Origin of the sequence: Paenibacillus peoriae, assembly GCF_022531965.1 — a bacterium.
GTDB classification, from domain to species: Bacteria; Bacillota; Bacilli; order Paenibacillales; family Paenibacillaceae; genus Paenibacillus; species Paenibacillus polymyxa_D.
The window spans coordinates 36,028-53,403 of record NZ_CP092831.1 but is presented as its reverse complement, the minus strand read 5'-3'; the positions used below and the strand labels follow the sequence as shown (position 1 = coordinate 53,403).

18 protein-coding genes are annotated in these 17,376 nt (G+C 48.6%); 1 reads left to right on the top strand and 17 read right to left on the bottom strand.

The genetic code is table 11. From position 1 onward, the window contains the following. Positions 1-52: 52 nt before the first annotated feature. The 13 genes from MLD56_RS00255 to pth all read right to left on the bottom strand — a co-directional run bounded on the left by MLD56_RS00255 (position 53) and on the right by pth (position 12,764). Positions 53-577, bottom strand: coding sequence for a S1 domain-containing RNA-binding protein (locus MLD56_RS00255; RefSeq protein ID WP_014279051.1), 525 nt, complete (start codon positions 575-577; stop codon positions 53-55). A gap of 123 nt (positions 578-700) precedes the next feature. Beyond that, positions 701-1,030, bottom strand: coding sequence for an FtsB family cell division protein (locus tag MLD56_RS00250; protein ID WP_029514621.1), 330 nt, complete (start codon positions 1,028-1,030; stop codon positions 701-703). A gap of 4 nt (positions 1,031-1,034) precedes the next feature. Continuing rightward, positions 1,035-1,613 carry a spore cortex biosynthesis protein YabQ gene (yabQ, locus tag MLD56_RS00245; RefSeq protein ID WP_029514620.1) on the bottom strand — a complete coding sequence of 193 codons (579 nt, stop codon included), beginning with the start codon at positions 1,611-1,613 and terminating at the stop codon, positions 1,035-1,037. Next, on the bottom strand, positions 1,610-1,894 hold the full coding sequence (yabP, locus tag MLD56_RS00240) for a sporulation protein YabP (RefSeq protein ID WP_025721693.1): 285 nt from the start codon (positions 1,892-1,894) through the stop codon (positions 1,610-1,612). The genes yabQ and yabP overlap by 4 nt, the downstream gene beginning before the upstream one ends. Before the next feature lie 178 nt (positions 1,895-2,072). Then, complete coding sequence (locus MLD56_RS00235) at positions 2,073-2,351, bottom strand: RNA-binding S4 domain-containing protein (RefSeq protein ID WP_016818913.1); 279 nt, start codon at positions 2,349-2,351, stop codon at positions 2,073-2,075. Beyond that, positions 2,351-2,623 carry an HU family DNA-binding protein gene (locus MLD56_RS00230; protein ID WP_007428028.1) on the bottom strand — a complete coding sequence of 91 codons (273 nt, stop codon included), beginning with the start codon at positions 2,621-2,623 and terminating at the stop codon, positions 2,351-2,353. Before MLD56_RS00230 ends, MLD56_RS00235 begins: the two co-directional genes overlap by 1 nt. A 333-nt stretch (positions 2,624-2,956) precedes the next feature. Continuing rightward, positions 2,957-4,456, bottom strand: a complete 1,500-nt coding sequence (mazG, locus tag MLD56_RS00225) for a bifunctional methyltransferase/pyrophosphohydrolase YabN (protein WP_029514619.1) — start codon at positions 4,454-4,456, stop codon at positions 2,957-2,959. Between the two features lie 156 nt (positions 4,457-4,612). Beyond that, positions 4,613-6,271 (bottom strand): putative polysaccharide biosynthesis protein, encoded by a 1,659-nt coding sequence (locus tag MLD56_RS00220; protein WP_039274011.1) that lies wholly within the window; start codon positions 6,269-6,271, stop codon positions 4,613-4,615. Between the two features lie 141 nt (positions 6,272-6,412). Next, entirely contained in the window at positions 6,413-6,955 is a 543-nt protein-coding gene (spoVT, locus tag MLD56_RS00215) for a stage V sporulation protein T (protein ID WP_029519371.1), read from the bottom strand. Positions 6,956-7,122: 167 nt separating this feature from the next. Then, on the bottom strand, positions 7,123-8,241 hold the full coding sequence (locus tag MLD56_RS00210; RefSeq protein ID WP_029519372.1) for a peptidylprolyl isomerase: 1,119 nt from the start codon (positions 8,239-8,241) through the stop codon (positions 7,123-7,125). Further along, positions 8,225-11,752, bottom strand: coding sequence for a transcription-repair coupling factor (mfd, locus tag MLD56_RS00205; RefSeq protein WP_029519373.1), 3,528 nt, complete (start codon positions 11,750-11,752; stop codon positions 8,225-8,227). Before mfd ends, MLD56_RS00210 begins: the two co-directional genes overlap by 17 nt. A gap of 134 nt (positions 11,753-11,886) precedes the next feature. Then, the gene (locus tag MLD56_RS00200; RefSeq protein WP_007428020.1) at positions 11,887-12,117 is read right to left on the bottom strand and encodes an anti-sigma-F factor Fin; all 231 of its coding nucleotides are present in this window, start codon (positions 12,115-12,117) and stop codon (positions 11,887-11,889) included. 86 nt (positions 12,118-12,203) lie between these two features. Beyond that, positions 12,204-12,764, bottom strand: coding sequence for an aminoacyl-tRNA hydrolase (gene pth / locus MLD56_RS00195; protein ID WP_029519374.1), 561 nt, complete (start codon positions 12,762-12,764; stop codon positions 12,204-12,206). Between the two features lie 196 nt (positions 12,765-12,960). Between pth and MLD56_RS26030 the strand changes: the two genes are divergently transcribed. Beyond that, positions 12,961-13,161 (top strand): hypothetical protein, encoded by a 201-nt coding sequence (locus tag MLD56_RS26030; protein ID WP_029519375.1) that lies wholly within the window; start codon positions 12,961-12,963, stop codon positions 13,159-13,161. A gap of 67 nt (positions 13,162-13,228) precedes the next feature. Here MLD56_RS26030 and MLD56_RS00190 read toward each other — a convergent pair whose 3' ends face one another. The 4 genes from MLD56_RS00190 to purR all read right to left on the bottom strand — a co-directional run bounded on the left by MLD56_RS00190 (position 13,229) and on the right by purR (position 17,275). Further along, on the bottom strand, positions 13,229-14,182 hold the full coding sequence (locus MLD56_RS00190; protein WP_013308125.1) for a ribose-phosphate diphosphokinase: 954 nt from the start codon (positions 14,180-14,182) through the stop codon (positions 13,229-13,231). 59 nt (positions 14,183-14,241) lie between these two features. Beyond that, complete coding sequence (gene glmU / locus MLD56_RS00185) at positions 14,242-15,639, bottom strand: bifunctional UDP-N-acetylglucosamine diphosphorylase/glucosamine-1-phosphate N-acetyltransferase GlmU (RefSeq protein ID WP_080658680.1); 1,398 nt, start codon at positions 15,637-15,639, stop codon at positions 14,242-14,244. A 345-nt stretch (positions 15,640-15,984) separates the two neighbouring features. Beyond that, positions 15,985-16,272 (bottom strand): septation regulator SpoVG, encoded by a 288-nt coding sequence (gene spoVG, locus MLD56_RS00180; RefSeq protein ID WP_007428016.1) that lies wholly within the window; start codon positions 16,270-16,272, stop codon positions 15,985-15,987. A gap of 175 nt (positions 16,273-16,447) precedes the next feature. Next, positions 16,448-17,275, bottom strand: coding sequence for a pur operon repressor (purR, locus tag MLD56_RS00175; RefSeq protein ID WP_029519376.1), 828 nt, complete (start codon positions 17,273-17,275; stop codon positions 16,448-16,450). Positions 17,276-17,376 lie beyond the last annotated feature (101 nt).

Below are 17,376 nucleotides of genomic sequence, written 5' to 3'. Positions count from 1 at the left end.
TCTTTCGACTGTACGGTTTTCCGTGTATGGTTGATACGGTTGTCAAAGTGAATTAAACACGCTTCGCGCCGCGTCCTCCGCGTTTACCTTCGGTGTTCTTTTTCAGCGACGAAATGCGTTCCTCACTATCTTTCAGGAAGCGTGACATTTTATCCTCAAATGAAGGTTTACCCGGTGCAGGCTTGAAAGAACGGCCTCCACGATCGCGGTTGAAACCACCGCCACCACCACCGCGTCCTTGACTTGGACCTGAACCTCCACCGCCGAAACGGTCGCCTCCGCCTGGTCCTCCCGTACGCTCCGGTCTTGGAGCTCTTGGGGGACGGGCTTCACTTGCCGGCTTGTCAATCGTTTGCTTAATGGAAAGTCCGATTTTGCCATCTTTGTCAACATTAATGACTTTCACCGTCACGACATCATTAATCTTCAGGTGGTCGTTAACATCCTTAACATAGTTATCGGCGATTTCCGAGATGTGAACGAGACCCGTGACACCTCCAGACAAATCCACAAATGCTCCAAAATGCGTGATGCCTGTCACTTTGCCCTCTAACTTGGTGCCCACTTCAATTGCCATAGAATAAAATGATCCTCCCTTAAAATATACAACCGATTTTTTTGCAAAAAAATCCCGCTGTGGTGATTTGATTATACAAAATGGCGGAACCAAGGTCAACTAAGCATTGGCCCGATAATGTTCCTATTTCTGATCTCCGATGATTGGCGTCTCTTCCGGTTTGTAAAGACCGTACTTGCTTCTGGCAATCTCGCCAATGTACTCAGGGTCCTTGAGACGATTCACTTCGGTTTGAAGCTGTTGTTCCGTTTGTGTAGCAGCTTGCTTCTGCTTTTCCTTCTGGATGAGCTGTTCATTTCGATCGGCCATAATCATGCCTTGAGAAAAAAAGGTAAAAATTGCCCAACTACCAAAGGCGGCAAGCGATAGCAACCAAATCATGATTCGCCTGCGCCCGCCCGCGTTGGACTTGGACGTAGAAGATGAATGGCGATCTACAGACGAATTACGCATGATACTACCTCCTTCCAAACCATCTTTTCGCTGTGTTTTTCAGTCTGATACCCAGCTTTACGAGCGACTCTGGAGTCCTCCAGCGCGCTTTAAGTGGACCGATCAGCCATAGGATCGGCTTCCAAACCGGCATCAGGATGTATATCAGCATCCTTCCCAGGAACACAATAAGTGCCCATGTCCATCCGACTAGCTTGCGTAACAGCCGATACAGCGCTAACACCGGAAGAACAATCAGGATGCGCAGTATGCTGTTCACGATCAACGTCAGTCTGCGAACTATCTCTAATAACATTACCACAAAACGTTGGGTTGTAACACTAAAGGCCCAAAAATAGAGCCAAACCCCCAAAAGTAGTCCTAAAAAGACATAAAACCGCAGCTCACCGCGATTACTCGCGTATAGCACACGGAAAATAAACAAAGCCGAGGCCACCCAGTACAGCACGTCCAATATATGAACGCTCCAGCGGGCAAAATGAAAGCGGATGGACAGCACCCGGTAGCTGTCAAACACCACTCCCATGGCTATGCCCGACACCAGCATCCACGTTAACGTCAGCCATTGCGTGTAAGGGTTCATTTGAAGATCTTGCCGAATAGGCTTTTTCCGTTTTTAGCCGGGGCCCCGGGCTCCAGGTAGACGAGGGAAGTAATCAGACCTTCAATGGACAACAGTCCCTCTTCTAGGCTGAGGTTTTTGATATGTAAATGTTGTCCGCGAATGGTGAGATGGCCCAGCTCGGTCTGAAGCAAAAATTCTTCACTGTCAAAGCTCTCCACATTGCTGACGCCTGAAATATCGAGTTGCTTGCGGCTTTGCATGCGCAGATCATGGTGCTTTGACTTCCCTTGTTCAATCATGGCATGTACCCCTCCTTCTGTTCTTAGCTTATGAAGGGGGCCGTATGATTTAGAACCGCTTTTGCTGTTAATCAGCATATGATGGACGAAAACTCGTCATCTAAAGAAAAAAAGCACTCCTTCATAAAATAATGAAGGAATGCTTTCATGTACAGTTGTGAGAAAATCAGATGTCTGCTTACCAGTTTAAACCATTGTCCCTGGCAATAGGCTCTTCCTTTACCAACGTGTACATACTTGCAGCCTCGTCCTTGCGTGTAGTGTCGGCGAGCCGTTCCACTCGCACGGTCACCAGCTTCTGGCCAAACTGGACGGTAATTTCATCGCCTACTTTGACCGCACTGCTCGGCTTGGCTTCGCGTCCGTTCACCAGCACTCTCCCTTGTTCGGAGACGTCCTTGGCTACCGTACGCCGCTTAATCAGCCGCGAGACTTTCAAGAATTTATCAAGACGCATTAGTTAACGGCTTCTTTAAGCTTATTACCGGCTTTAAAAGCAGGAACGGTCGATTCTGGAATTTCAATCGTGTTACCGGTTTGTGGATTGCGGCCTGTACGGCTGGAACGCTTGCGTGTTTCGAAAGTACCAAAGCCGATCAGTTGCACTTTGTCACCGCTAGCGAGTGCATCTGTAATTTCACCAAGAACGCCATTCAATACAGCTTCAACGTCACGTTTGCTCAAACCGCTTTTGCTGGAAATATTGTTGATCAGATCTGTCTTGTTCATAAGATAAAAGCCTCCCAAATGTCAAAAAATAATCATCACGCTACATGTCCATTGATGGAGCAGACGTGAGGTCCAACTGTGGCCGAAGCCCTTCTGAATGTCACTGTAACACGCTTAACTATAAGCTACAGTTATTTTCAGAATTACTACAAGTTATTCTGGCTTGTCCGTAAAAATCCTGCAATGACAGGCGTTTTTTTATTCGACCCCAGTCAAGCCAACATCCTACTACAAAACTCTGCCCATTGGCAAGTCCTCTCAAACTGGGCCTTCTTTCAACCCTGCATATGTCTCATTTTACTGTTCTGTGCAGCCAAAAGCGAATATGTGGAATCACGCTTTACCAAGGAGCTTTTTCGCTTCCTGCCAGTAAGTCTCCATTTCATCTACGCTGCTTTCTTCGGGACGACGCCCCTGCTCGCGTAATTTCTGCTCAATATACTGGAAACGGTCGACAAATTTGCGATTGGTAGCCGACAATGCCTCTTCCGGGTCTACTCCCATAAACCGGGCTGCATTCACGGCAACAAATAACACATCGCCTAACTCCAGCAACTGGGCTTCCACAGCATGCCCTTCACGAACCGCTTCCTTCAGCTCAGCCACTTCTTCGTCCAATTTATCGAATACGCCCTCAATGCTATCCCAGTTAAAGCCTACTTTAGCTGCTTTCTTCTGGAGCTTGTACGATTTCATAAGAGCAGGCAGATCACGCGGAACCCCGTCCAGTACAGAAGGATATGCTGCCGTCGTGCCTTTAAGCCGTTTTTCCTCAGCCTTCATCTGCTCCCAGTTTTGCAGCGCCTCTTCCGCATCATTCGCTTGATTATCACCGAACACATGCGGATGACGGAAAATAAGCTTATCATTCAGCCCCTGAATTACATCATACACATTGAAGGTTCCGACTTCCTCTTCCATTTGGGCATGCAGCAAAATTTGCAACAACAGATCGCCCAGCTCTTCCTTCATATGCTCAGGGTCGTCCTCATCTATCGTTTCGATGACTTCATACGTTTCTTCGATCAGATTTTTGCGAATCGACTGATGTGTCTGTTCACGATCCCAAGGACAGCCTTCCGGACTGCGCAAAATATCGACAATCTCGTGTAAACGGTCAAAAGAACGCCGTTTCAGCGCTTCATCTTCACTGCGAGGTACGTATACCAAGGATAGGTTCCCGTAGCCCTCTACTCGATCCAGCTCGTACAGCGGTACCTTGTGCACCGCTTCCTCCCCTTCTACCCCAAGAGCGTGACCGACATATACCTCATAATCGTCAGGATACCGCTCCATCAGGCACAGCTTCACATCAGAAGCCGTAAAGGTGTCATACACCTGTCCGATCAGCGTATGCAGCTGAGGCTGGAGCCAGCTGGCATCCAGTGTTCCTGCGTCCAGCAGCTGAAAACCCTCAATCGGATCAAAACCAAGACGCACAAAAGCTTCATCCAGGAAACTTTCGCCGCCCAGAATATTCAGTTCAATCCCTTGCGCAGGACAACGCTCCTTAAGCAACTGCACCGCTGCTTCTGCCACCATAGGGTGACCAGGAACCGCATAGACGATTTCACTTCCGTCTGCCGCCTTAGCAGCCGTCGTAATCAATTGGCTGGTAATTTCCTCGTATACCTCTGGGAAAGACTCTTTTGTCTCATATACCTCGTCAAACGACTCAAAAGCCACCTCAAACTCATTCAGCACTTGAACCGCAGGATGCTCCTTGGTCCGCAGATACAGCGCTGAAGCGCCTCGCATTTTGTTCAATATCCCTATCGTAAGCTGATCCGGATCCCCCGAGCCCAAACCTACGACCGTTAATGTTACGCTCATATCCCATCCTCCGTTTCGCAGAAACAAGGCTCATGCTCGAAAAAATACACGGCCTAACCCCGCCTCCGCTTCCTTTGCTTTGGCATTACTATACCACAAAGTGGTATAGGCTCATAAAATGGCTGTGCCGATTCACGCCGTAAGCCGTATGCCTGGCTAAGCCAGTACACGTAGCCTGCGCAGCACGGCTGCCAGCGGGCGTCCGAGCTTGGGCACCGCCACAAGCTCGGCTTCCGTGATCAGCCTCAAGCGTGCGAGGCCGATCACGAACACTGCGGCGCCTGCGGCTACACCCAGCAGGCTCTCCACGGCTGCCGTGGCACGACCTTCGGCAGCCCACCCCAAGGCACCCAGCACAGCGCTGGTGCCCCACATCGCTGCCCCGGCCGCACCAGCCAGGGCGATAAGCAGCGCCGCCGGCTTGAGCACGCTGGCGGACCAGCTCGCGCGCAGGCCTACCAAGCGAGCCAGCAGCACGATGTTGATCACTGCCGCCAGCAGATAGGCGACAGCCCCCGCAATGGCGGCTCCAGCCGTGCCTAGATGCGGCACGAGTAGCCAGTTTAGCAGCGCCTTGGCTGCTGCGGCCGCGAGCATCGCCAGAGCCGGCGCGCGAACCGCGCCAAGCCCTTGCAGCAGCGCAGCCGAGATGATGCTGAGCGTGCCGCCAACGGCGGTTAGCGCCATCCAGCGCATGACCCCGCTGCCGGTGTCGTCCGCATACAGCATCACATTGACGGGCACAGCCAGCACGATCAAGCCTGTCGCAGCGGCCAGTCCCAGTAGCCAAAACCAGCGCAGCGATTGCTCGCACTGGCGACGTGCCAGTTCCGTACCGCCGGTTACCCGGGCCTCAGCCAGCGATGGAATGAATAATGCCGACAGGGTGGTGGCAAACATCATGACTAGCTGTACCAGCGGCAGACCTCGGTTATACACGCCAAAGGCCACCATAACCGCAGTATCCTCCAATCCCTCCTGCTTTAACAAGCGAGGTACAGTAAATGTGTCTACCAGGCTAATTAACGGAACGGCTAGCGCTCCAAGGCAAACAGGCAGGGCATAACGCAGTATCGCCTTTAACAAGGCACCATTGCTTTCCGCTGGGTGTAGCTCTCCAGCTTGTGCTTGCACTGTCGCCATGACCGTCCCTTGCCTTCTAAGCCTCTTCCTGTGATTTCGCCAATATAGCAACATGACGACCAAGCCCGCTGCTCCACCTGCTGCTGAACCAAACACGGCTCCGGCAGCAATCATATCTGCTCCCGCTCCTTGTGACAGCATGAGCAGCAACAGTATAATCATCACGCTTACCCTTATCGCCTGCTCCGTCACTTGGGAAACAGCAGTCGGAAGCATATTTTGCAAACCTTGAAAATATCCTCTCAGTCCCGCCATAACCGGCACGAACAAAAAGGCAAACGCCGCCGCCCTCACCGACGGAATGACGTGAGCATTGTCGATCCATTGACCAATGAGCGGCGCACACGTATACATCAGCACGCCCAGGATTAACCCGAAGACACCCAAGACAAGCGAAGATAACCGAGCAACACGTTGCCCCGCTGCTCGGTTTCCCACTGCCTCAAACTCAGCTACAAATTTGGATATTGCAGCCGGAAATCCAGCAGCTGCAATGGTAATGAACAGCGTATAAAAAGGATAAACCGTATTATAAATGCCAAACACGCCGTCGCCGCCGATATTCTGCAGCGGGATTTTTTGCACTGTGCCGATCAGCTTGCTCGCTACCGCTGCCAGTGTCAAAATGACAGCACCTCGTAGCAGCCGCGAAGCGGCGCGATTTTCCTGCATTCTCCGTCTCCACTCCCACCTGAAATATGCATCTTACCCGAGTCCTATTATACCGCCTCTTCTCACGGAAAGAAAAAAAACCCTGTGCAACGTAGGACGGCTTTCGCCATTCTGTACGTCATACAGGGGTGAAACGGGATGTTACTGTTCCATTTGTTTGCCCAGGAAGCCAGCGGCTGTTTCAGCCATTTTGACCTCCATTTCGGACATTTTTACATTTTCGTCCTTGTTCAACAATACAACGGAACCAATGGGATCACCACCGGAAACAATGGGAGCCGCCACAAAGGACGAGAGTGTTTCTTCGTGGTCTCGCGTTAGCTCATAAGAGCCGCTGGCTGTCTCCAGCACAGTTTTGCGATTATCCATACTACCTTCGATAATGCTACCGATTGGCTTGTCCAGAAACTCTTTTTTAGAGCCTCCAGCCACCGTAATAATGGTGTCCCGATCGGTAATCATTGTAATATGGCCCGTGCTTTCAAACAGGGACTCAGCATATTCTTTGGCGAAATCACCAAGTTCACCAATAGGTGAATACTTTTTCAAAATGACTTCTCCGTCACGATCCACAAAAATCTCAAGCGGATCTCCTTCACGAATTCTCAAGGTGCGGCGAATTTCCTTTGGAATAACTACCCGCCCAAGGTCATCAATACGGCGAACTATACCAGTAGCTTTCATTTCACATGTTGCCCCACTTTCTCAAGAAGAATTTAGTAAACTACTGACGGTATCGAAAGACGCTTCCACTCCCCCAGAAGCGGTCACGAAGAACGTCACGGTCATGGTGTTTATGGTGATATCTGACCATAGTATTCATCTGTTCCCAATTCCTTATGCATGTTCAGTTATTTACCTTCGTTTGTAGCTCCATCTTTGGCTGTTCCTGCCTTGGCATCGCCCGTACCGTTTGTTGTTGCGCCCGGTGTAGTTGTGCTACCGGCACCAGAAGTTGCACCGCTTTTCTCTTGCGTAGCTGGTACCTTCGGCAGATTGATTTTCAAATCAAGTTTCGTCAAATCATTTTCGGTAAAGTTTTGGATACTTTCCCCGGCCAATTTATTTTTCAGGGCAGCCTTTTCGTTGTCTTTCAATTTATCAAACGTTGGCTCATTGCGGGACTCCACTTTGATCACGTGATATCCGTATTCCGTTTCCACCGGCTCACCGATTTTGTTAATCGGTTGGGTCTCAGCGGCCTCTTTAAAGGCAGGTACCCATTGCGCTACGGATGCATTCTCATACAGACCTCCGTTAGACGCAGAACCTGGGTCTTCTGAATATTTCTTGGCAATCGTCGCAAAATCCGCTCCTCCGTCCAGCTTCGCCTTCACTTCTTTCGCCAGCTTGAGGGCATCCTCTTTTTTGCGCTCTTTCTTTGTTTTAGGATCTTGGAAGTTAATCAATACATGACGCACGGTTGCTGTCGTGAATTGATCTTTATTTTTCTCAAATTCCTGTTTTAGCTGATCATCTGTTACTTTGTTAGTTTCGCTGTTGATTACCGTCATTACACGCGTGAAGTAATCTTTCACACCTTGTTCAGTCAGTTTCTTATCACTCAGAAATGTCTTGAACTTATCTTCTCCGACTGACTTTTTATACTGCTCCAGTTGTTCGTTCCCTTCTTTGGCACCCTGCTCCTTGGCTTTGTCGTCCGCTTTAGCCGCCAGAAGCTTGTACACCACTTCCTGCTTTACAATTTGCTCTCGTACCTGATCCGAAGCTAACGCAGCCTCATACTCTGGGTACAGGAATTTCATCATACTGATTTCTTGGTTGAACTCATTTTCGGTAATCGTTCCACCCTTATAGGTCACGACAACCTTGCTGTTGTCCTTCGGTTCATCCTTGACCTTGTTCTCATCCGGTTGCTTCGTACATGCTGCCAGAACCGATATAGCTAGCAGCGCTGCCATTCCCAAGGAGAGCATTCTCCAAGGTTTTCTTTTATTTAGTTGTGGCATTTTGCAGTTCCTCCTTCAATGTGAATGCTTCTTTCAATGCACTCAAAAATTGTTCCAGCAGTTCTAGCAACTGTGGATCATTTAGACCTTTGCCCTTTATGCGTGCGCTCATAGATGTGCCCTGTTCAAATTGTACACGTCTTTCAAAGCGATTGCCAATCTCGGCAAGTTTGGCGGTCTGTACCGCCTGCTGACGCCCTTCATGGAATTTCAACACGATATTGTCATCCCGTTGCACTATGGACTCGATGCCATACATGCGTCCATATACCTTGAGGCGAGCCACGGCTAGCAAATGACGCACAGCCTCTGGCAGATCGCCAAATCGGTCGACCAGTTCATCCTCCAGTTCAGAAGCCTCGTCAAAGGTACTGACCGCTGCAACCTTTTTATAAATCTCAATTTTCTGGATGCTGTCATAAATATAGTCACCCGGCAGGTAAGCATCGACGCCTAAATCAATCGACGTACTCCAATTCCGATTGGACTGATCCTCTTCTCCAAGTACGCTGACTTTACGTTTATTAATTTCCTCAGCCAGCATCTGCGAGTAAAGATCAAAGCCGACGGATGCGATGAATCCATGCTGCTCAGCGCCAAGCAAGTTACCCGCGCCGCGGATGGACAAATCGCGCATTGCAATCTTGAAGCCGGAGCCCAGCTCCGTAAATTCTTTAATCGACTGAAGGCGCTTCTCCGCCACTTCCGTGAGCACCTTATCCCGCTGGTACGTGAAATAAGCATAGGCAATCCGATTGGAACGACCTACACGCCCACGCAGCTGATAAAGCTGGGATAGCCCCATTTTATCGGCATCATGCACAATGAGTGTATTTACATTTGGAATATCCACGCCGGTTTCAATAATGCTGGTGCTGACCAGCACATCATATTCGCCATCCAGGAAATCCAAAATAGTTTTCTCCAGTTCGGTTTCGGACATTTGTCCGTGACCCACGCCCACCTTGGCCTCCGGTACGAGCGCATTGATCTCTGCAGCCATCTCCTGAATGCCCTGCACACGATTATACAGATAGTACACCTGCCCTCCGCGTGCCATCTCGCGTTCAATGGCCTCACGGACTAGAGTCTGGCTATGCTCAACCACATACGTTTGCACTGGAAAACGGTTTTCCGGTGGCGTCTCAATGACTGACAAGTCACGTACACCCAGCATGGACATATGCAACGTACGCGGAATAGGTGTTGCCGTTAACGTCAGCACATCTACGTTCGTTTTCAGCTTCTTCAGCTTTTCCTTGTGGGTTACGCCAAATCGCTGTTCCTCATCGACAATCAGCATTCCAAGGTCCTTAAACACCAGATCCTGCGACAACAGACGATGGGTACCAATGACAATATCGACCGTGCCTTGCCGGACCCCTTTAATCGTTTCATTCTGCTCTTTGCGCGAGCGGAAACGGCTCAATACCTGAATATTGAACGGATACCCTGAAAAACGTTCACGGAACGTCTCATAGTGTTGCTGTGCCAAAATCGTCGTCGGTACCAGCACCGCTACTTGTTTGCCTTCAATAGCAGACTTAAAAGCAGCACGAATCGCAACTTCAGTTTTGCCGTAACCTACATCACCGCATAGCAAACGATCCATCGGGCGGCTCTGCTCCATGTCCTTCTTAATCTCTTCGATGGCCCGAATCTGGTCACGTGTCTCATCATACGGGAACATATCCTCAAACTCTTGTTGCTCCGGTGAATCCTTTTCAAAAGCAAACCCTGGTGCCGACTGTCGTTCTGCATATAGCTTGATCAAGTCATCCGCAATATCCTGAACCGAGCTGCGCACCTTACTTTTAACCCGTGTCCACTCATTGCCACCCAGTTTATAAATCTTGGGTTCCTTGTCCTCTGAGCCAACATATTTCTGAATCAGATCAATTTGTTCAATCGGCACTGACAGCTTATCTCCACCCGCGTAGAGGACATGCATGTAATCCTTATGGATACCGCCAACCTCCAGCGTGCCGATCCCCATGTACTTCCCGATCCCGTGATTTTGGTGTACGACGTAGTCGCCCACCTTCAGCTCGCTATAGCTCTTAATTCGTTCTGCATTGTCCACATGGCGGCCCTGCTTACGAGCTTTCCGCTGCTTCTGAGAAAACATTTCACCCTCGGTAATGACCGCCAGGTGAATAGATGGCATTTCAAAACCGCTTTGCAGATTGCCGATAGCCATCGTCGGCTCATCAATACCATAATCCTCAAGCACTCGGCGCATCCGGTCCAGACGTTCATCTCCACTCGCCAGCATCATAACCTGTGTGCCAGCTTTGCGCCAACGATCCATCTCCGCCTTGAGCACATTCATTTGGCCATGGAAATCCTGCATGCCTCGGCAGATGAAGTTCAAAATATTTTGCGGCTGGGTATGAGGAACCTGACGGAGGAAAATCGACAGGAACAACGTCTGAAATCTCCGGTTGTACAGCAGATTGTCCGCGTCGTCTGACAGTTCTAGCTGCGGTAACGTTTTACCGTTTTGAAGCAAATGCAGATTCCATTCTGACTCATCCCGTTCCAGTTGCTTGGCTGTTTCCAGCATACGCGCCGGTTCGTCAATAATCAGAATCGTATCTTCCGGCATATAATCTGCCAGGGTTTTACGTTCAGGATACAGCAGGGAGATATATTTATAGATTTCGTCAAAATACACATGCTCTCGCAGCAACTCAATTTCACGATGGATCTCTTCTTTCAGATGCTGCTTAGCTTGACGATCCGTCATTTTGCCCAGCTGCTCCTCCAACAAAATAGCAGCGGCATCTGCCGCCTGATCCATACGCTGGTTATTCGCAATAACTTCCTTACACGGCGTTACAGTAACGGCCTGAACCTTTTCCACCGAGCGCTGATCTTGCGGATCAAACTTACGGATCGAATCAATTTCATCGTCAAACAGCTCCACACGATAGCCCCAACGGGTTGTCATTGGATAAAAATCAATAATTCCTCCACGTACGCTCATCTCTCCACGTGATTCCACACGCTCTACACGCTGGTATCCCATCTCGACCATATGTAGCAAAAACGCTTCCAGCTGAATTGTTTCGCCTTCTTTCAGCTCAATACGAGCCTCACGCCATGTTTCCGCCATTGGCAATAAACGTCGAACACCAGAAAACGGCACGACAACAATCCCACGAAAACCCTGGGCGCAGCGTATCAATACATCAATTCGTTGGGATAAGGTCTCTGGACTGGATATGGCTGCTTCAGCAGCTACCAGCTCATTGGCAGGATACAATAAAACCTGATCAGGGGAAAGCGCTTCCTGTAAGTCATCTGCTATTTTTTGAGCGGCAAACATATTGTGCGTCATGACCATTAACGGTCGTCCGGTATCTTCGGCAAGCGCGGCCATCAGTACCTGTCGGGAAGAGCCTGATAAACCTGATATCAGTTGTTCCTTCATCCCTGATGATATGCCTGCTGCAATGGATGCATAATCAGCATCCTTCGTAAAAGCCTGAATAAGTGCTTGTAACAAAAAAGGCACCCCTTTATGCTTATAAATAGTTACATGTAAACCGAAAAAGAAGCCTCAGCAATGCTGCCAAGGCTCCATAAGCGGAATTGCCGCTTCACCTCTCAAGCTGGTACATCGGACCAGTTGAATACCTGTTATTGGAGCGGATTAACGAGCAGACTCAGCTCTGGATTATTCTCCAGTGCCTGACTGCAATGCTCGCAAATGACTTTGACGGTCACTTCACCGCCCGAATTATACGCTATTATATCTCTACGTTCGGCAGGGGTCAAGGAATGGAAGCCTAACCTTTCTTCGGTTATTGCCGCGGAATCAATTCGTCCCAAGAAAGTTCGACAATGTCTGCATACATAATTAACAACCATGTAATGTATATGCCTCCTGAAAGTTTTCTATACCTTTCAGTATGTCCAACAATCTTCCATTTAAGCCCGTCTGCCTACGTCTAAACTTACTTGTTGAATTCAGCCATCGTCCGTTCAAACGGATGACTCAAGCTGTATTCTAAGGCGTTGCACGTGTCCTCGATCATTCCGGCCAGCAATTCTTTTTCCTTCTTTGGAAAGGTACCTAGAACATAATCGACAATAGCATGTCCAGGCTCCGGGCGGGAAATGCCCATGCGAATCCGATTGAAGGACTGCGTGCCGGTATGTTGAATGATCGATTTAATGCCGTTATGGCCGCCTGCGCTACCTTGATAACGCAATCTTATTTTACCGACTTCTGTATCCAGGTCATCGTACACGACAACCAGATCTTCCATATCGGCCTTATAATAGTCCATATAAGCACGTAGAGACTCGCCTGATAGATTCATATAGGTCATTGGCTTAATCAGTACAGTTTTCACGCCACCAATGTGGCCCTCTCCAATCAACGCCTTGCATTTGCTTTGGTTAATCTGGATGTTATGACGCGAGGCAAGAGCATCCAATGCCATAAATCCGACATTATGTCTCGTTTTCTCGTATTGGGGACCGGGGTTACCCAATCCTACAATCCACTTCATAACCTTGACACCCTCTTTCACAGTCTGGATTTTTTGGTAAAATAGTTGTATTGAGGATTTTGCAAAAATCTAATAAGCGACTTTCAATGAACAATATATAGATCGAAATGGTCTAGTTCGTCTATATATTGCACTTTGGAGCGACTGGAATCGAATTTTGCAAAATCCTGTTATGAATAGGAAGGTGCGTGCCGGTATGCTCAATCAAGGTGATATCCTCTTATATGACAGCCATTTTCTATATCATTTAAAACATTCCGTTCCTGTCCAGGTTTATGACGGGAATGTACATATCCAGATTGGCATCGTTGCGCGTTTTAATGAGCATTTCGTCGAAATAGAGGACACACTATACAATCGTCAACGTTTCACATTCATATCTCGCCCAGGCTTTTAGCCTGACATGCTGATAGGGGTTACCTTTTCCACATGGAAAAGGCAACCCCTTTTTAATGAGCCAGCGCTTATTCGATTTCAAACAGTTTGCTGATCGACAATTCTTCATGCACACGGATGATAGCTTCTCCCATTAATGGAGCCACAGACAATACCTTCAGCTTGCTTGTCGGATTCGGGTGAACGATCGGGATCGTATCCGTCACAACCACCTCTTTTAATGGCGAATTCTCCAGTCTTTCCATCGCAGGACCAGACAATACGGCATGTGTACAACACGCATACACATCTTTTACGCCGCCTTCTTTAAGCGCATTTGCACCTAATACAATCGTTCCGGCTGTATCAATGATATCATCAATTAAAATAGCCGTTTTACCCTCAATGTTCCCGATGATGTTCATCACTTCACTGACATTTGGCTCTGGACGACGCTTATCAATAATAGCGAGCGGCGCACTCAGGAAGTCCGCCAGCTTGCGCGCACGAACAACCCCGCCATGATCGGGTGAAACGACAATCGGGTTCTCAATTTGCTTGGAACGGAAATATTGGGCCAGAATTGGTGCTCCCAGCATATGATCCACTGGAATATCAAAGAATCCCTGAATCTGCATCGCATGCAAATCCATGCTGATTACGCGGTGAGCTCCCGCTTTTTCAATCAAGTTAGCGACGAGTTTCGCTGTAATCGGATCGCGTGAACGAGCTTTACGATCCTGACGAGCGTAACCGTAATATGGCATAACGACATTGATACTTTTGGCAGAAGCGCGTTTAAGTGCATCAATCATAACCAATAACTCCATCAAGTTGTCGTTAACCGGCAGACAAGTTGACTGCACAATATACACATGGCAGCCGCGTACGCTTTCCGACAGCTTAACCTGGATTTCACCGTCACTAAACGATGTGGTATGGGATTCCCCCATTGGGATGCCGATGTAGTCCGCAATCTGGTGGGCTAACTTCGGATTGGAGTTACAAGTAAATATTTTGAGTTTGGAATCGCAATAAGTCATTAATAGAAACCCTCCGTGCTGGTTCATTCATTACAGATTCAACAGCTTGCTGATTAAGGTCATTCCGATCTTTTCTTCTTCGCTTTGGCACGTGCGCGGATTTTGTCCGCATATCCGGCTTTGTTCTCTTGACGTGGTCTGGCAATGGCCAGATCGTTATCAGGGACAGCATGTGTTACAGTGGAGCCTGCTACAACATAAGCACCTTTTCCAATCTTAATCGGGGCGATCAGATTCACGTTGCTGCCAATAAAGGCATCGTCTTCAATTTCTGTAATGGATTTATTATATCCATCATAATTGACCGTTATTGCCCCGCAGCCAATATTTACGTTTGTACCCACCTTGGCATCACCGACATAGCTCAAATGAGACACCTTGGAATGATCTCCAATGGTCGCATTTTTCACCTCAACAAAATCACCAATTTTCACATGTTCGCCAAGCTTCGCGCCTGGACGCAGATAAGCAAACGGCCCCACAGATGTACTGCTTCCCACTTCCGCTTCGTTCAACACCGAATGTTTTACCGTCGCGCCTGAATGGATAATCGTATTCTGAATCTCAGCCTGCGGACCAATCACACAATCTTCTCCGATTTGTGTTTGACCATGCAGCCATGTGTTCGGGTACAGTACCGTATCGGAACCAATAACAACCTCGCTCCCGATATAGGTAGAAGACGGATCAATGACAGTGACACCATTTAGCATATGCTTGCGAACGATGCGCTCACGCATATAACCCTCAGCTACCGACAAAGCGACTCTGTCGTTAACACCGATGGATTCAGACACATCATCTGTCAAATACGCCTCAACCTGTTCACCTTCACCATGCAAAATACCAATGACATCTGTCAGATAATATTCCTGCTGTGCATTGGTGTTCGTTACCTTGTCCAGCGCTGCAAACAGCTTGGCATTGTCAAAGCAGTACGTTCCCGTATTGATCTCCCGGACAGCATCTTCCTCAGGTGAACAATCTTTCTGTTCCACGATCTTGAGCACGGCCCCGGAAGCATCACGGATAACTCGTCCATATCCTTTCGGGTCGTCCAACTCAGCGGTCAAAATCGTCGCAGCTGCCCCACGGCTCTCGTGCAATTGCACCAAGCCTTCCAGCGTCTCCGCTGTGATCAAAGGAGTATCCCCACAAATGACAATGGTTGTACCTTTTTCCTGACCGAGCAAGTCCTTGGCTTGCTTAACAGCATGGCCCGTTCCCAACTGCTCTGCCTGAAGCGCATATTCTGCCGACGGTCCCAAATAAGACTGTACCGCCTCTGCTCCATGACCCACGACGACTACACTTCGGGACACACCGATTTCACGAACCGTGTCGAGCACATGCCCAACCATCGGTTTTCCGCACACCGGATGCAGAACTTTATATAATTTGGATTTCATACGTTTTCCCTGCCCTGCGGCAAGAATGACTGCCAACCTTTCCAACAAGTCCAACCTCCTATCCTGAAAATAACAGTTACCCCTTGGCTAAAACGTTAATTCCCAGATCAGATTTTGCTTAACTTTTCACAATCCTCCTGAAAAATAACGGCGAACCTTTGGTTAATGGCTATTTTTTCAGGCCAGCTTGTGCTGGACATTCATCCCCGGGACGCATCGCTGCCTAGTCCCTGTCTTATGAAAAAGCCGCTTCGGCAGCCCGGATGGCTCCAAGTTGCCTTAAAACTGACTGTTAACTCACTAAAGAATATATCTCATTCCAGACAAAAAGAAAAGAGAGCCACAGTTAGTGGCTCTCTTTTTCTTTTGTTCCCCAATCCTGCTTTAGGCGAATTAAGCGCCTTCTTCAATAGCAACTTCTTCATCCACAGCCGCACGTTCGTACTCAGTCAATACAGCAGCTTGGATCTTCTCACGGGTTCCTGAAGATATCGGGTGAGCGATATCGCGAAACTCTCCGTCTGGAGTTCGTTTGCTTGGCATAGCTACGAACATCCCGTTATTACCGTCGATAACTCGGATGTCATGAACAACGAACTCGTTATCAATCGTAATGGATGCAATCGCCTTCATTCTTCCTTCTGAGTTCACTCGGCGGAGTCTAACATCCGTAATCTGCATGTGTGTTTCACCACCTTTTTCCAAATAGGACTTGGTGTATACATTCCACACAGCAGTTCGAAATCCTTCTTTTTTTCGGCAATTCGTATCCTAAATTCAGGTAATTTTTTTGAAAAGATTTCTTTTCGACATATTTAGGTATTTTATGATGGATTGTGACAATTTACAGCCCTGTTCACTCATCAAAATAATTGCCCAGCTTGACCGTAATTTGCTTGCTTCGAGAATCGACTGCGGTCAGATTCGCCAGTGAAATATAATCGTGCAGCAGGCGCTCTTCGTTCTCCACCTCGCCCGATTCTACCAGCACACCTACACCGGCCACCTCAGCATTAAACTCAGCCAGCAAGTCGACCATCCCCTGAATCGTGCCACCGGCCTTCATAAAATCATCTACGATAAGCACACGCGATTTCTCACGCATCGCACGTCTGGATAAAGACATCGTATGCAGGCTCTTTTGTGATCCTGAAACATAATTAATACTTACAGCCGAGCCTTCTGTTACCTGATGATCACGCCGTACGAGAACGACTGGCAAATTCAGCTGTGCTCCGGTTGCATAGGCAAGTGGAATACCCTTGGTCTCCACCGTCATAACCACATCAATCTGACGATTGGCAAAGGCGGTCGCGAATATTTTACCAGCTTCGTTCATCATCGCAGGTTGGCCCAGCAAATCGGACAAATACAGGTATCCTCCCGGTAATATGCGGTCAGGCTGCTCCAGTTGCGCACACAGGTCGTTCGCAAACGCAAGCGCATGCTGCTTGGAAAGCCTCGGGATCAGTTTCACGCCCCCTGCCGCTCCCGCCAGCGTCAGAAGCTCGCCAGTACCTTCATCCTCAAATACTTCCTTGATGATGGCCAGATCCTCGCTTATGGACGACTTAGCTGCCCCGTAGCGATCCGCAAAATGAGTAAGAGGCACCAGCGTATGCGGCCGTGACAATAAAAATTGCGTCATTTCCACCAATCGTGAGCTTCTTTTAAGTTTTTTCACAACAATTCCTCGCGATCTATTCTCCTGCCGCCCGCTTCGTACAGTAAAGCACCGGCGGACTGGCCGGTTGCTGGCGGAATGTAAGTGATATAGTGAAATCC

Coding starts and splice junctions, on each gene's coding strand:
- MLD56_RS00255 (WP_014279051.1), bottom strand. CDS start 577: ATGGCAATTGAAGTGGGCACCAAGTTAGAGGGCAAAGTGACAGGCATC.
- MLD56_RS00250 (WP_029514621.1), bottom strand. CDS start 1,030: ATGCGTAATTCGTCTGTAGATCGCCATTCATCTTCTACGTCCAAGTCC.
- yabQ (WP_029514620.1), bottom strand. CDS start 1,613: ATGAACCCTTACACGCAATGGCTGACGTTAACGTGGATGCTGGTGTCG.
- yabP (WP_025721693.1), bottom strand. CDS start 1,894: ATGATTGAACAAGGGAAGTCAAAGCACCATGATCTGCGCATGCAAAGC.
- MLD56_RS00235 (WP_016818913.1), bottom strand. CDS start 2,351: ATGCGTCTTGATAAATTCTTGAAAGTCTCGCGGCTGATTAAGCGGCGT.
- MLD56_RS00230 (WP_007428028.1), bottom strand. CDS start 2,623: ATGAACAAGACAGATCTGATCAACAATATTTCCAGCAAAAGCGGTTTG.
- mazG (WP_029514619.1), bottom strand. CDS start 4,456: ATGAGCGTAACATTAACGGTCGTAGGTTTGGGCTCGGGGGATCCGGAT.
- MLD56_RS00220 (WP_039274011.1), bottom strand. CDS start 6,271: ATGCAGGAAAATCGCGCCGCTTCGCGGCTGCTACGAGGTGCTGTCATT.
- spoVT (WP_029519371.1), bottom strand. CDS start 6,955: ATGAAAGCTACTGGTATAGTTCGCCGTATTGATGACCTTGGGCGGGTA.
- MLD56_RS00210 (WP_029519372.1), bottom strand. CDS start 8,241: ATGCCACAACTAAATAAAAGAAAACCTTGGAGAATGCTCTCCTTGGGA.
- MLD56_RS00200 (WP_007428020.1), bottom strand. CDS start 12,117: ATGGTTGTTAATTATGTATGCAGACATTGTCGAACTTTCTTGGGACGA.
- pth (WP_029519374.1), bottom strand. CDS start 12,764: ATGAAGTGGATTGTAGGATTGGGTAACCCCGGTCCCCAATACGAGAAA.
- MLD56_RS26030 (WP_029519375.1), top strand. CDS start 12,961: ATGCTCAATCAAGGTGATATCCTCTTATATGACAGCCATTTTCTATAT.
- MLD56_RS00190 (WP_013308125.1), bottom strand. CDS start 14,182: ATGACTTATTGCGATTCCAAACTCAAAATATTTACTTGTAACTCCAAT.
- spoVG (WP_007428016.1), bottom strand. CDS start 16,272: ATGCAGATTACGGATGTTAGACTCCGCCGAGTGAACTCAGAAGGAAGA.